Raw genomic sequence first — 14,182 nt, 5'->3', positions numbered from 1 at the left:
ATGAATTGTCGGGGTGAAAATCCCCGAAAACGACGAATGCGGTGGACCCTCATGGGTCCACCGCATTCGGTTCGGAGACGGATCAGCGGTGCGAGCGGTTCACCGCGGAGACCATCGCGCGCAGCGACGCCGTGGTGATCGACGGGGCGATGCCCACGCCCCACACCAGGACGGTCGTGCCGTCGGGACGCGTGACGTCGGCCTCGACGTAGGCCGCGGCGTTGGCGTCGTCGCCGGCGGACATGGCGTGCTCGGCGTAACCGCGAACGGCCACCTGGTAACCCAGCGACTCGAGGGCGTCCACGAAGGCCGCCAGCGGGCCGTTGCCGCTGCCGGAGATCTCCTTCTCCACGCCGTCGACCTTCAGCACGGCGACGATGCTGTCCTCACCGTCGTCGGTCTCGGCCGCGGTGACCTTCTGCCGGATGCGCTCGAGCGGCGAGACCGGGGCCAGGTACTCCTCGTGGAAGATGTCCCACATCTCCTTGGGGCTGACCTCGCCACCATCACCGTCGGTGACCTTCTGGACGGCCTGCGAGAACTCGATCTGCAGGCGACGCGGCAGGTTCAGGCCGTGGTCATGCTTCATGATGTACGCGATGCCGCCCTTGCCGGACTGCGAGTTCACGCGGATCACGGCCTCGTAGGTGCGGCCGACGTCCTTCGGGTCGATCGGCAGGTAGGGCACGGCCCAGGTGTGGTCGTCGACGTCGACACCGGCGGCTTCGGCGTCGACCTTCATCGCGTCGATGCCCTTGTTGATCGCGTCCTGGTGGCTGCCGGAGAAGGCGGTGTAGACCAGGTCGCCACCGTAGGGGTGGCGCTCGTGGACGGGCAGCTGGTTGCAGTACTCGACCGTGCGGCGGATCTCGTCGATGTTCGAGAAGTCGATCTGCGGGTCGACGCCACGGCTGAACATATTCATGCCCAGGGTCACCAGGCAGACGTTGCCGGTGCGCTCACCGTTGCCGAACAGGCAGCCCTCGATGCGGTCGGCACCGGCCTGGTAGCCCAGCTCGGCAGCGGCGACGCCCGTGCCGCGGTCGTTGTGCGGGTGCAGCGACAGGATGATCGAGTCGCGCTTCGCCAGATTGCGGTGCATCCACTCGATCGAGTCGGCGTAGACGTTGGGGGTGGCCATCTCGACCGTGGCCGGCAGGTTGATGATCACCGGGTTCTCGGGGGTCGCGCCCAAGGTCTCGACGACCGCGTCGCAGACATCCTTGGCGTACGACAGCTCGGTTCCGGTGTACGACTCGGGGGAGTACTCCCAGCGCCAGTTGGTGTCGGGGTGGTTCTTCGCCTCTTCGAGCACCAGCTCGGCGGCGTCGGTCGCGATCTTCTTGACGGTCTCCTTGTCGGCGCGGAACACCACGCGACGCTGCAGGATCGACGTCGAGTTGTAGAAGTGCACGATCACGTTCTGCGCCCCGGCGCACGCCTCGAAGGTGCGCTTGATCAGTTCGGGGCGGGACTGCGTCAGCACCTGGATGGTGACATCGTCGGGAATCGCGCCGTCCTCGATGATCTCGCGGACGAAATCGAAATCGGTCTGGCTCGCGGACGGGAAACCGACCTCGATCTCCTTGTAACCCATGCGTACGAGCAGATCGAACATGCGCCGCTTACGGGCGGGGCTCATCGGGTCGATTAGCGCCTGGTTGCCGTCGCGCAGGTCCACGGCGCACCACGCCGGGGCGCGATCGATGATCTTGTCGGGCCAGGTGCGGTCGGGCAGCGAGATCGACTCGACTTCCTCGGCGAACGGCCGGTACCGGTAGGTCGGCATCGACGAGTTCTTCTGCTTGTTCCACGACGGCTGGTCGGCCGGGGCCGGCTTGCTCGGCGGGGTGATGGTGCGCGAGCCGGAGGTGAAAGCGTCGGCGGGTGACATGACGTAACTCCAAAGAGAAAAGGGGACCTGTGGGCCCAGATCGAATATCGACCGGCGCGTCGAAACCCCGCGACGGGAAGCCGGTCTGGTCAGATCCCGCCGCGGCGGCCGAGGAGAAGCACGCGCTGCATGCCCTGCAGTGTATCGCGCCATACCCCACCTCGACCAAGTGGCACCTCCCACACGCATGCGTTCCGTGTGACCGGGCAGCGGTGATGTCGTGACCCGATCGATACGAACGCGCCTGACAGAGCGGTACTTGCGCCCCTAGCGTTACCGAACGTAACTCCCGCAACATCAGTAACACCGGTATCTCCGGTAACACGATGGGTGAAGGGCGTATCGATGGGATCGTTGCGCACGGCGATTGCCGGATCGTGCAGTGCACTGCTCGCACTCGGACTCATGGCGGTCTCCGCCCCCGCCGCGCACGGCGAACCCTGCGACTCGGGACTCCCCGGCTCGGGTTCGGGCTCCGGATCCTTCGGCACGGGATCATCAGGACCGCGGCTCGGAAGCAGCGGATCGGGGAGTGGAGGACTCGCACCCGAAGGCCCGCAGGGACCGCTACCGGCACTCGGCCCGGGCCCCACCAGCACCGTCGCCTGGGTGACCGGCCCGCGCAGCCCCAACAGGACCTACGACAGGTTCTCCATCTCGGGAACCGACCTCGGCATCATGTGGGACAACGGTGCGCAGGGCGAGGACCGTCAGGTCCTCATGGCCTTCGGCGACACCTTCGGCGACTGCTCGCTGCCCGACCAGCAGTGGCGCCACAACGTCCTCATGCGCACCACCGACGCCGACCTCTCCGACGGCATCGACGTGCCCGATCCGGTGCCCGGCGACCCGCGTGCGGGTTCGCCCGTCCTGCCCTCCGCGCCCGACATCTCCCGCGAACTCGTGGGCAGCCTCGCACTCGACGGCGTCGAGATCACCGTGATCCCCACGGCCGGCATCGCCGTCGACGGCATCCAGTACGTCAACTTCATGTCGGTGCGGTCGTGGGGCGACCACGGCGAGTGGTGGACCAACGCGTCGATGATCGCGACCTCGACCGACAACGGGGAGACCTGGCAGCTCGACCCGGCGACGGCGCGGATCAACCTGCCCCTCGACGTACCCACGGTGCAGCAGCTGTCCACCGGGAACGAGAACTTCCAGCAGCACGCCTACGTCCGCCACGAGGGATACGTCTACGACTTCGGCACACCGCAGGGCCGGTTCGGCGCGGCCTTCGTCTCGCGCGTCCCCGAGACCGCTCTGCTGGACCTGGCCGCCTACGAGTACTGGAGCGGCGACGACTGGGTGTCCGGCGACGCCGCCGCGGCCACCCCGGTCGTGCCGCCCGCAGTCGGGGAGATGTCGGTGCAGTTCCTGGGCGACGAGTTCGTCATGCTCTACGGCAACGAGGCGAACGGCACGATCGAGATGAGGACGTCCGCGAGACCCGAGGGGCCGTGGAGCGAGGCTCGCGTGCTGGTCACCCACCGTGAGATCGGTGGTCTCTACGCTCCGTTCATCCACCCGTGGTCCACGGATACGGACCTCTACTTCACCGCCTCGCGGTGGGGCGACTACAACGTCATGCTGTTGCGCACGACACTTTCCTGAGACGCCCCGGGTCGATGGAAGCCGCGGTCGGTAAGCTGGGCCACTGGACTTGTTCCCGAGACCCGGAGGTTGGCCAGCGTGGCACTCGTCGTCCAGAAGTACGGAGGATCCTCGGTCGCGACGGCCGAGCGGATCCGGCGCGTCGCTGAAAGGATCGTCGAGACCAAGAAGGCGGGCAACGACGTCGTGGTCGTCGTCTCGGCCATGGGAGACACGACCGACGAACTCCTCGATCTCGCACAGCAGGTGTGCCCGGCCCCGCCGGCCCGCGAGATGGACATGCTCCTCACCTCCGGTGAGCGCATCTCCAACTCCCTCGTCGCGATGGCGATCCACTCGCTCGGCGCCGAGGCCCGGTCGTTCACCGGTTCCCAGGCCGGCGTGATCACCACGGGCAGCCACGGCAAGGCGAAGATCATCGACGTCACCCCCGGCCGCGTGCGCACCGCCCTCGACGAGGGCAGCATCGTGCTGGTCGCCGGCTTCCAGGGTGTGAGCCAGGACAGCAAGGACATCACGACTCTCGGTCGTGGCGGTTCGGACACGACCGCCGTCGCACTCGCCGCCGCGCTCGACGCGGACGTCTGCGAGATCTACACCGACGTCGACGGCGTGTTCTCCGCGGACCCGCGCATCGTCAAGGACGCGCAGCGCCTCGAGAAGGTCTCCTTCGAGGAGATGCTCGAGCTCGCCGCGTGCGGCGCGAAGGTTCTCATGCTGCGGTGCGTGGAGTACGCCCGCCGCTACAACGTGCCCGTGCACGTTCGTTCGTCGTACACCACCAAGCCCGGCACCATCGTGTCCGGATCGATGGAGGACATCCCTGTGGAAGAGGCCCTGATCACCGGCGTTGCGCACGATCGCAGCGAAGCGAAGATCACCGTCGTCGGTATCCCCGACACCCCCGGTTACGCCGCCAAGGTGTTCCGCGCCGTCGCCGACGCCGAGATCAACATCGACATGGTGCTGCAGAACATCTCGAAGGTCGAGACCGGCAAGACCGACATCACCTTCACCTGCCCGAAGAGCGACGGCCCGCGCGCGGTCGAACTCCTCACCAAGCAGCAGGGCGACATCGGCTTCACTCAGGTCCTCTTCGACGACCACATCGGCAAGGTCTCCCTCGTCGGTGCCGGCATGAAGAGCCACCCCGGCGTCACGGCCAAGTTCTGCGAGGCCCTCGCCGACGCCGGCATCAACATCGACCTGATCTCGACGTCGGAGATCCGCATCTCCGTGCTCGTGGATGACAACGAACTCGACGACGCCGTGCGCGCTCTGCACGCGGCATTCGAGCTCGGCGGCGACGAAGAGGCCGTCGTGCACGCAGGAACGGGGCGGTAATCGTGACCACCAATCAGGCGAGCGAAGCGACGGGCAAGACCATTGCGGTCGTAGGCGCCACGGGGCAGGTCGGTATCGTCATGCGCACCCTGCTCGAGGAGCGCAACTTCCCGGCCGACACGGTTCGGTTCTTCGCGTCGGCCCGCTCGGCCGGCAAGAAGCTACCGTTCCGCGGTGAGGAGATCGTGGTCGAGGACGTCGCGGCGACCTCCGACGAGGATCTGAAGGGCATCGACATCGCGCTGTTCTCGGCCGGTGGCACCCTCTCCAAGGAACAGGCTCCGCGCTTCGCGGCCGCCGGTGCGATCGTCGTCGACAACTCGTCGGCATGGCGCAAGGACCCCGAGGTTCCGCTCGTCGTCAGCGAGGTCAACCCGGAGCAGGTGAAGAACCCACCGAAGGGCATCATCGCCAACCCGAACTGCACCACGATGGCCGCGATGCCGGTGCTCAAGGCACTGCACGACGAGGCCGGACTCCAGCGCCTGATCGTGTCGAGCTACCAGGCGGTCTCCGGTAGCGGACTGGCGGGCGTCGAGGAACTCGTCGGCCAGGTGCGTGCCGTCGCCGACGAGGCCGACAAGCTCGTCCACGCGGGCGACGCCGTCGACTTCCCGGCCCCGAACAAGTACGTCGCGCCCATCGCGTTCAACGTCGTGCCGCTCGCCGGCTCGATCGTCGACGACGGAACGGGTGAGACCGACGAGGACCAGAAGCTGCGCAACGAGTCGCGCAAGATCCTCGGCCTGCCGGACCTGCTCGTGTCGGGCACGTGCGTGCGCGTTCCCGTCGTGACCGGCCACTCGCTGTCGATCAACGCCGAGTTCGAGCGGCCGCTGTCGGTCGAGCGTGCGCAGGAGCTGCTCGCGAACGCTCCGGGCGTCCGTCTCGTCGACGTGCCGACCCCGCTCGCCGCAGCGGGCGACGACGTCTCGCTCGTGGGCCGCATCCGTCAGGATCCGGGTGCTCCTGAGGGCCGCGGTCTCGCGCTCTTCGTCTCGGGCGACAATCTGCGCAAGGGTGCTGCTCTCAACACCATCCAGATCGCTGAGCTGCTCGTCTAGGCGACCTTNGGGTGGACCTCTTCGGGTCCACCCGCTCCGTCGCGTTTCGGGCCTGATTCGGTATACCCGAGAAATATTTACAAGCAGTCTGGACTGTTTGTTGTTTTCCCGTTACGCTGCGATGCGTGATCCAGGACACTGCGCCGAACGGTGGTCGCACCCAGGCGCAACGCACAGCCGCGACGCGAGCCAAGCTGCTCGACGCCGCGGTCGACTCGCTCGTCGAGCATGGCTATTCGGGAACCAGCACGCAGGGCATCGCCAAACGTGCCGGAGTCTCGCGAGGCGCCCAGCTCCACCACTTCCCGACGAAGGAGAGCCTTGTCGTCGCGGCGGTCGGGCACCTCGTCGACAGGCGGCTGCAGGAGATCCTCGAGACACGACCCGATCCGGAGCACGGCTTCGAAACGCTCATGGATGCCTTCTCCGGCCCGCTCTTCGCCGCAGCGCTCGAACTGTGGGTCGCGGCGCGGACCGATCCGTCCCTGCACGAGGCGATGATCCCGCTCGAACGCAAGGTGTCGGACGCGCTCCGCGCGGGTTGCCTGGAGATCATGGGCGACCGGGTCTCGCCCGACCACATCGACCTCAGCATCGAAATCGCCCGGGGCTTCGCCGTCTCGGCCCTGATGCGTACCCCCGAATCCGATCGAGAATTCCGGGAGCGCCTGCTCCCGGTCTGGAAGGCGCTGGTGATGAAATGAGTCTCGCACTGCTTCCCGATCACGTGCACACACTCGTCGTCGGCGCGGGCTTCGGTGGCATCGGTATGACCGCAACGCTGTTGCGCGAGAACCCCGACGCCGACGTTCTCGTCCTCGAGCGCGGTGACGACGTCGGCGGAACCTGGCGCGTGAACACCTATCCCGGTGCCGCATGCGATGTTCCGAGCGCGCTGTACTCGTTCTCCTTCGCGCCCGAACCCGACTGGTCGCGAGCGTACGGCACCCAGGAGGAGATCTACGCGTACCTCCGCCGTGTTGCACGTGAGCAGGGCGTGACCGACCGGACGATGTTCGGGTGCGAACTGCGCGCGGCGCAGTGGGACGCCGAGCGTGCCGTGTGGCGGATCTCCACCTCCCGTGGCGACCTGACGGCCGACGTGCTCGTCGCCGCGACCGGCGCCCTCTCCACACCCACCTATCCGAAGGTTTCCGGCCTGGAGTTGTTCCGCGGCAAAAAGTTCCATTCGGCCGAGTGGGATCACGACCACGACCTCACGGGTGAGCGTGTCGCCGTCATCGGTACCGGCGCGTCGGCCATCCAGTTCGTGCCGGCGATCGTCGACCGCGTCGAACATCTCACGCTGTTCCAGCGCACGGCCTCCTGGGTGATGCCCAAGCACGACCACGTCATCGCGCGGTCGGTCCGCACGCTCTACCGGCGCTTCTCCCTGGCTCAGAAGCTCATGCGCGGATTCGTGTACGGGCACAGGGAGATCTACGTCGTCGGCATGACGAAGCCCTTCGCCCGCAAGTACCTCCTGCCGCTGTTCGAGGTCCGGGCACGCCAGGTGTTGCGCAAGAACGTGCGCGATCCTGAGCTGCGCAAGCGCCTGACCCCCGATTTCGCGATCACCTGCAAGCGGATCCTGTTGTCCAACGACTGGTTCCCGGCCATCACCCGCCCGAAGGTGGACGTGGTGTCCTCCGGTCTGGCGGCGGTCACCGAGAACGGTGTCGTCGACGACAAGGGCACCGAGTACCCGGTCGACACCATCATCTTCGGTACCGGTTTCACGCCGACGGAACCGCCGGTCGCGCACCATATCCGCGGTGGCGACGGCCGCACCCTCGCCGAGACCTGGGACGGCAGCCCCTCGGCCTATCTCGGCATCACCGTGCCCGGCTTCCCCAATCTGTTCCTCATGTACGGCCCCAACACCAATCTCGGCCACAGCTCGATCGTGTACATGCTCGAATCCCAGGCCAACTACATCTCCGACGCGCTGCGCACGATGGAGCGTCACGGCATCTCGGCCGTGGAGGTGCGCGACGACGCGGTGCGCCGCTACACCGCCGATCTCGACCCGGCGCTGAACAACACGGTCTGGAACCAGGGTGGCTGCAGCAGCTGGTACATCGACGAGAAGGGCCGCAATTCCGTGATGTGGCCGACCTTCACGTGGCAGTACCGGGCGCGGACCAAGCAGTTCGACCCGGAGAGCTACACGGAACACCGAGCGACGGCAGGAGCGGGCGCATGAAGCAGAGCGACGGCAGGAGCGGGCGCATGACCCATTACGACGTCCTCGTCATCGGATCCGGATTCGGCGGCAGCGTCGCAGCACTGCGCGCCACCGAGAAGGGATACAAGATAGGAGTTCTCGAGGCCGGACGGCGTTTCGAGGACGACGAGCTGCCCGAGACGAGTTGGCGGCTGCGCAAGTACCTGTGGGCGCCGCAGGTGGGATGCTACGGGGTGCAGCGCATGCACCTGCTGCCCAACGTGCTCGTCATGGCGGGAGCCGGTGTGGGCGGCGGGTCGCTGAACTACGCCAACACCCTGTACAAGCCGCCGACGCCCTTCTTCCGCGACCCGCAGTGGGGTCACATCACCGATTGGGAAGCGGAACTGACGCCGTACTACGACCAGGCGGCACGGATGCTCGGCGTCCGCCCCAATCCCAGCATCACGCCCGCGGACGAGGTGATGCGCCAGGTCGCCGACGAGATGGGTGTCGGCCACACCTACACGACCACCCCGGTCGGTGTGTTCTTCGACGAGCCCGGCAGGACGGTGCCCGACCCGTTCTTCGGTGGAGCCGGCCCCGACCGCACCGGCTGCACGGAGTGCGGCAGCTGCATGACGGGTTGCCGTGTGGGAGCGAAGAACACGCTCGCCAAGAACTACCTCTACCTCGCGGAGAAGGCCGGCGCGCACATCCACGCCCTCACGACGGTGACCCGTGTGGTGCCCCGTACCGGTGGTGGGTATGAGGTCCACACCCGCAGCACGAACGGCATCAGGAAGCGCCGCAAGGTCTTCACCGCCGACCAGGTGGTGATCGCGGCCGGTACCTACGGTACGGCGCGCCTGCTGCTCGCGAGCCGCGAGACCGGCGACCTGCCGAACCTGTCTCCGGCCCTCGGCACCGTGGTGCGCACCAACTCCGAGGCGGTGCTCGCCGCGACCGCGCAGGATCGCGTCGTCGACTACACGAAGGGCGTGGCCATCACGTCGTCCTTCCACCCGGACGACCACACCCACATCGAACCGGTGCGGTACGGCAAGGGCAGCAACCTGATCGGTCTGCTCCAGGCGCTGCTCGTCGACGGTGGCACGCGGATGCCGCGACTGCTGAAGTTCTTCGGTGTCGCCGCGAAGAATCCCGCCGCCTTCCTCCGCTCGCTGTCGGTCCGGAACTGGTCCGAGCGCACGGTCATCGCTCTCGTGATGCAGACCGACGACAACTCTCTCGAGCTCGCGACCCGGCGCACGCCGATCGGCCGGGGCCTGACCAGCAAGCAGGGGCCTGGCACTCCGCCGCCCGAGTGGATTCCGGTGGGCCACGAAGCGGTCCGCCGCGTCGCCGACAAGATCGACGGCGACGCCGGTGGTTCGATCGCCGACCTGTTCGACATCCCGATGACCGCGCACTTCCTCGGCGGGTGCGCGATCGGCGATTCGCCGCGTACCGGCACCGTCGACCCGTACCTGCGTGTCTACGGGCACAAGGGTCTGCACGTCGTCGACGGCTCCGCGGTGAGCGCCAACCTCGGCGTGAACCCGTCCCTCACGATCACCGCGCAGGCCGAACGTGCGCTGGCGCTGTGGCCGAACAAGGGGGAGAAGGACAACCGGCCTCCGCTCGGGTCGGCCTACGAACCCGTGCAGCCCGTGCAGCCCGTGCGTCCGGTCGTGCCCGTCGAGGCCCCGGCGGCGCTGCGACTGCCCATCACCCCCGTTCGGAAGGAGAGCGCCCGTGCTCTGGACAGTGCCTGAGAGCGAGGACGAACGCACCGACTATCCGGTCTCGCCGCCACCGCCATGGCCGGCCTCCGTGCGGGCCGCCCTGTGGTGGCATCGCAGCACCCCGGACGCCTCCCAGTACGGGCCGGCAGGCGCGACCCTGCCCATCACCCTCGCGATGATGGTCGACTACCTCGACTCGCCGGTCGGGCCGTACCGCGAGGTGCTGGCCAGCCCGGTGCTGCGCCGCGACCTGATCCCGGCGATGGCGGTGCCGTTCATCGCCGTCGACTCCGAGCCGTCGGTGCACGGTGGTCGCGAACACTGGAAGCTGCCGAAGGTGCTCGCGAAGTTCGACGGCGACGTCCTCGGCGATTTCTCCGCGACCGGCGCCCGATGGAGCGTGGCCACCTCGGCCGCGCCGAAGGGCCCGGAACTGCCGATCGCAGGTGGACTGACCTTCGCCCAGCCGATCCCCGGCGGCGCCGTCGAACGCGCCACCGCCCGGCTGCGGGGGAAGTTCCGTTACGCGCGGGTGACCGTCGCGGCGGAGGGACCGACGCTGAGCCGCTGGCTTCGCCCCGGCACCCACCACGGCATCGTCATCACCTCCGGACGGATGTCCACGGGCGCGTCGCGAGTCGTGTCGCGTATGTAGGTCAGCCGGTCTCTCCGCCGTCGAGGAGATCGCCGATGCCGACGCACACGCGATGTTCGACGTGCAGATCTTCGGGGTGCTGAACGTGATGGGGCGGCGTTTCCGGTGTTCAGGAGCAACCGTCGCGGGCACATCGTCAACGTCTCGTCGATCCTGGTGCTCACGACCTTCCCGGGCTGGGGGCTCTACAGTGCGGGCAAGTTCGCGCTCGAGGCCCTGACGGAAGCGCTCGCCGCGGAGGTCGCCGATCTCGGTATCGGGGTGAATCTGATCGAACCGGGATACGTGCGGACCGATTTCCTGACGAAAGACTAGCTCGCACTTCCCGATTCGACACTCGGTGAGGATCCGGCCGTGCGGAGAGACGACCGAGGCGCGCCGGGCGCCGGCGGGCGCCGACCGCACCGACCTCTGATCCGATCGGAGACCCGAAGTAGGCGTGACGGGCACCGCACCGATCCTTTTCTTGACTTATTCCAGAAAAGGGGCATACTTGGTGTCATGCAACAAGGACACGAGCATCACTTCGACCCCAAGGAGCAACTGCGCTCCGTGGGTCTGCGGGTGACCGCTCCCCGCGTTGCCGTACTGAGAACCGTTGCCGAGCATCCGCATTCCGATGCGGACGGAATTGCCGCCCACGTGCGCGACGAACTCGGCTCGGTGTCGACGCAGGCCGTGTACGACGTACTCAAGGCATGCGTGGGGAACGGGTTGCTCCGCCGGATCGAACCGGCCGGATCACCCGCACGGTACGAGACCCGCATCGGCGACAACCACCACCACCTCGTGTGCCGCGCATGCGGCACGGTCGTCGACATCGATTGCGTGGTCGGGGCCGCGCCCTGCCTGACGCCGTCCGACGACCACGGCTTCGTCATCGACGAAGCAGAGGTCACCTTCTGGGGCATGTGCCCCGATTGCCGCGCCGACTAGCGCCCACTCGCTTCACCGGTGGTCCGGCCCCTCCGCGGGCCGAACCACCGGCTTCGTGTCCCGAGACCCGGAACATCCGTATACGGAGGTCACCATGACGAATGCCCGTTACACCACGAACAACGTCGGTATCCCCGTCGCCAGCGACAACGAGTCGCTCACCGCGGGCACCCAGGGGCCGATCCTGCTCCACGACCACTACCTGGTCGAGAAGCTCGCGCACTTCAACCGCGAGCGGGTGCCCGAGCGCGTCGTGCACGCCAAGGGCGCCGGCGCGTTCGGTGAGCTCGTCGTCACCGAGGACGTCTCCGCCTACACGAAGGCCAAGCTGTTCCAGCCGGGCGTGAAAACCGAGATGCTGGCACGCTTCTCGACGGTCGCCGGTGAACAGGGCAGCCCCGACACCTGGCGCGACCCGCGCGGTTTCGCTTTGAAGTTCTACACCGAGGACGGGAACTACGACCTGGTCGGCAACAACACGCCGATCTTCTTCATCAAGGACCCGATCAAGTTCCCCGACTTCATCCACTCGCAGAAGCGCCTGCCCGGCTCCGGCCTGCGCGACCACACGATGCAGTGGGACTTCTGGACCCTGCGCCCCGAGACCGCACACCAGGTCACCTGGCTGATGGGCGACCGTGGCCTGCCGCGCACGTGGCGCCACATGGACGGCTTCGGTTCGCATACCTACCAATGGATCAACGCCGACGGTGAGCGCTTCTGGGTGAAATACCACTTCAAGACCGACCAGGGCATCGAGTTCCTCACCCAGGACGAGGCCGACCGCCTCGCCGGCTCGGATCCCGACTACCACCGCGCCGACCTCTACAAGGCGATCGAGCGTGGCGAGTTCCCGAGCTGGACGCTCCACGTGCAGATCATGCCGGTCGCGGAGGCGGAGAACTACCGGTTCAACCCGTTCGACCTGACCAAGGTGTGGTCGCAAAAGGACTACCCGTTGATCAAGGTCGGCACGATGACCCTGAACCGCAACCCACGCAACTTCTTCGCAGAGATCGAGCAGGCCGCGTTCGCCCCGTCGCACGTCGTGCCGGGCATCGGTTTCTCGCCCGACAAGATGCTGCTCGGCCGCGTGTTCTCCTACGCCGACGCCCACCGCTACCGCATCGGCGTCAACCACGCACAGTTGCCGGTGAACTCCGCGAAGGCCGCCCGTGTCGACTCCTACAGCAAGGAGGGCAACATGGCCTTCCCTTTCAACGATCCGCAGACCCCGGTCTACGCACCGAACAGCTTCGGTGGTCCGCATGCCGATCCCGAGCGGGCCGGCGACGAAGGTCTGTGGAACTTCGGAACCGAGGCCGTGCGCGCGGGCTACGTGCAGCACCCAGAGGACGACGACTTCGGTCAGGCGGGCACCCTCGTCCGCGACGTGATGGACGACGCGGAGCGCGAACGCCTCGTGTACAACATCGTCGGACACGTCCTCGGCGGTACCTCGGAGGCGCTCTACGAGCGGATCTTCGAGTACTGGCGCAACGTCGACGAGGAGCTCGGCAAGCGGGTCGAGGCGGGCGTGCGCGCCGGAGCCTGACCCGTCACCGGGGGAGATGCGACGGGATCAGAGCAGTCCCCACCAGTAGATCAGGGCTGCCAGCGCCAGCACGATCAGCGTGGTGTCCATGTCGCTCTCCCTCCATCCGACGACGACAACTCCATCTTCCTCGCAAACGAGGAATCCGGCACAGACGCCAGGGCCGTCCATCTCTCCGGTGGGCGGCCCTGCCGGCGTCTGCCGAGCATATCGGCTGTTCGAACACGCGTGTGACAGGTGTGTCGGCTGTGGTTGTTAGGTTGGAGATCCGGGGCCGGCGTCGTCACGCCGGGTCGGGTTCGCGCTCGTTCGTCGAAAGGTGTTGTCCGACATGGTGATGGGTCCTACCCATGCAGTATCCGGGGCGCTGGTGGGGCTCGTCGTCGCAGATCTGCTTCCTACCGACTGGGGTGCACCCGCGTCCACCGCGGAGACCTTCGCCTTCGCGGCGGTGTGTTCGGGGGCGGCCCTGCTTCCGGATCTCGACACGGCACAGTCGACGGTCGCGAGGTCGTTCGGGCCCGTGAGCCAGACCTTCGCCAGGGGCATCGACGCGGTCTCGCTCGGCTACTACTCGCTCACCAAGGGCAGCCGCGACCGGAAGCGGCGCGGCGGGCACCGCACCATGACGCACACCGCGCTGTTCGCGGCACTGCTCGGAGCCGGAGTCTCGGCACTCGTCGCGAGCTTCGGCAGGGAAGCGATCATCGGGGTCCTGTTCGTCACTCTCGGTCTCGCACTGCGCGGGTTGTTCGGGTCGTGGGCGAAGAAGCGCGGGTGGGTGATCGTCACCCTGAGCGCGGCAGTGCTGTCGATCCTGTCGTGGACGTGGTTCCCGCAGGAGGTTGCGTCGACGGGCCTGGGGGTCGCGGTGGCCCTCGGATGCGCGACGCACTGTCTCGGCGACGCCATCACCAAGGAGGGAATCCCCTTCCTCGCTCCGTTCGTGCCCTGGCGCGGGTCGCGCTGGTGGGAGATCAAGCTGCCGTCGGCGTTGTCCATCCGTGCGGGTGGCCCGTTCGAGCTCGGCATCCTCGGTCCGGCCCTCACCGTGGCGGCGGTCGCGATGGCGGTCTGGTCGGTCGACGGCGCTCCCGAACACATCCTCGGCACGTTGGAGGCGTCGGGTCTGTCGTTCTGGAGCGAGGGCGCCGCACACCGGTAGCGGTACTGGAGAATAGAGAGAACTTGTTCTATTTTCGCGG

Annotated in this window: 13 protein-coding genes; 11 read left to right on the top strand and 2 right to left on the bottom strand. The window is 67.3% G+C overall.

Going from position 1 to position 14,182, the window contains the following annotated elements; all coding sequences use genetic code 11:
• Nucleotides 1-82 precede the first annotated feature (82 nt).
• Nucleotides 83-1,894, bottom strand: coding sequence for a 2-isopropylmalate synthase (gene leuA / locus QR64_RS18385; RefSeq protein WP_039586656.1), 1,812 nt, complete (start codon nt 1,892-1,894; stop codon nt 83-85).
• Between the two features lie 345 nt (nt 1,895-2,239).
• Between leuA and QR64_RS18380 the strand changes: the two genes are divergently transcribed.
• The 10 genes from QR64_RS18380 to QR64_RS18335 all read left to right on the top strand — a co-directional run bounded on the left by QR64_RS18380 (nt 2,240) and on the right by QR64_RS18335 (nt 12,977).
• Nucleotides 2,240-3,508, top strand: a complete 1,269-nt coding sequence (locus tag QR64_RS18380) for a DUF4185 domain-containing protein (RefSeq protein WP_019290242.1) — start codon at nt 2,240-2,242, stop codon at nt 3,506-3,508.
• Between the two features lie 78 nt (nt 3,509-3,586).
• Entirely contained in the window at nt 3,587-4,852 is a 1,266-nt protein-coding gene (locus QR64_RS18375) for an aspartate kinase (protein WP_019290241.1), read from the top strand.
• A 2-nt stretch (nt 4,853-4,854) separates the two neighbouring features.
• Nucleotides 4,855-5,916 (top strand): aspartate-semialdehyde dehydrogenase, encoded by a 1,062-nt coding sequence (locus QR64_RS18370; RefSeq protein WP_071936173.1) that lies wholly within the window; start codon nt 4,855-4,857, stop codon nt 5,914-5,916.
• A 125-nt stretch (nt 5,917-6,041) separates the two neighbouring features.
• Nucleotides 6,042-6,620: a TetR/AcrR family transcriptional regulator gene (locus QR64_RS18365; RefSeq protein ID WP_039586649.1), complete on the top strand. Its 579-nt coding sequence runs from the start codon at nt 6,042-6,044 to the stop codon at nt 6,618-6,620.
• Nucleotides 6,617-8,122: a flavin-containing monooxygenase gene (locus QR64_RS18360; protein WP_033097913.1), complete on the top strand. Its 1,506-nt coding sequence runs from the start codon at nt 6,617-6,619 to the stop codon at nt 8,120-8,122. Before QR64_RS18365 ends, QR64_RS18360 begins: the two co-directional genes overlap by 4 nt.
• Before the next feature lie 26 nt (nt 8,123-8,148).
• On the top strand, nt 8,149-9,861 hold the full coding sequence (locus QR64_RS18355; RefSeq protein WP_039586761.1) for an FAD-dependent oxidoreductase: 1,713 nt from the start codon (nt 8,149-8,151) through the stop codon (nt 9,859-9,861).
• Nucleotides 9,854-10,486: a hypothetical protein gene (locus tag QR64_RS18350; protein WP_039586647.1), complete on the top strand. Its 633-nt coding sequence runs from the start codon at nt 9,854-9,856 to the stop codon at nt 10,484-10,486. Before QR64_RS18355 ends, QR64_RS18350 begins: the two co-directional genes overlap by 8 nt.
• Nucleotides 10,487-10,591: 105 nt before the next feature.
• Complete coding sequence (locus QR64_RS26090) at nt 10,592-10,801, top strand: SDR family NAD(P)-dependent oxidoreductase (protein WP_052227363.1); 210 nt, start codon at nt 10,592-10,594, stop codon at nt 10,799-10,801.
• A gap of 186 nt (nt 10,802-10,987) precedes the next feature.
• Complete coding sequence (locus QR64_RS18340; protein WP_039586760.1) at nt 10,988-11,422, top strand: Fur family transcriptional regulator; 435 nt, start codon at nt 10,988-10,990, stop codon at nt 11,420-11,422.
• Between the two features lie 94 nt (nt 11,423-11,516).
• Entirely contained in the window at nt 11,517-12,977 is a 1,461-nt protein-coding gene (locus QR64_RS18335) for a catalase (RefSeq protein ID WP_039586645.1), read from the top strand.
• Nucleotides 12,978-13,004: 27 nt separating this feature from the next.
• On the opposite strand, the gene QR64_RS26850 is transcribed toward QR64_RS18335, so the two are convergent.
• Nucleotides 13,005-13,148, bottom strand: coding sequence for a hypothetical protein (locus QR64_RS26850; protein ID WP_019290230.1), 144 nt, complete (start codon nt 13,146-13,148; stop codon nt 13,005-13,007).
• A 160-nt stretch (nt 13,149-13,308) separates the two neighbouring features.
• On the opposite strand from QR64_RS26850, the gene QR64_RS18330 reads away from it, so the two are divergent.
• Nucleotides 13,309-14,142, top strand: a complete 834-nt coding sequence (locus tag QR64_RS18330; RefSeq protein WP_039586759.1) for a metal-dependent hydrolase — start codon at nt 13,309-13,311, stop codon at nt 14,140-14,142.
• Nucleotides 14,143-14,182 lie beyond the last annotated feature (40 nt).

It is taken from the genome of Rhodococcus sp. Chr-9, from assembly GCF_000801125.1.
Classification (GTDB): domain Bacteria; phylum Actinomycetota; class Actinomycetes; order Mycobacteriales; family Mycobacteriaceae; genus Rhodococcus; species Rhodococcus pyridinivorans.
Note: the sequence above shows the minus strand (reverse complement) of the source record. Positions and strands in the feature narration are given on the sequence as shown.

Bases quoted from the DNA above. Each gene is read 5' to 3' on its own strand.
- QR64_RS18380 (WP_019290242.1), top strand. From the start codon at position 2,240: ATGGGATCGTTGCGCACGGCGATTGCCGGATCGTGCAGTGCACTGCTC.
- QR64_RS18340 (WP_039586760.1), top strand. From the start codon at position 10,988: ATGCAACAAGGACACGAGCATCACTTCGACCCCAAGGAGCAACTGCGC.
- QR64_RS26850 (WP_019290230.1), bottom strand. From the start codon at position 13,148: ATGGACGGCCCTGGCGTCTGTGCCGGATTCCTCGTTTGCGAGGAAGAT.
- leuA (WP_039586656.1), bottom strand. From the start codon at position 1,894: ATGTCACCCGCCGACGCTTTCACCTCCGGCTCGCGCACCATCACCCCG.
- QR64_RS18330 (WP_039586759.1), top strand. From the start codon at position 13,309: ATGGTGATGGGTCCTACCCATGCAGTATCCGGGGCGCTGGTGGGGCTC.
- QR64_RS18355 (WP_039586761.1), top strand. From the start codon at position 8,149: ATGACCCATTACGACGTCCTCGTCATCGGATCCGGATTCGGCGGCAGC.
- QR64_RS18360 (WP_033097913.1), top strand. From the start codon at position 6,617: ATGAGTCTCGCACTGCTTCCCGATCACGTGCACACACTCGTCGTCGGC.
- QR64_RS18335 (WP_039586645.1), top strand. From the start codon at position 11,517: ATGACGAATGCCCGTTACACCACGAACAACGTCGGTATCCCCGTCGCC.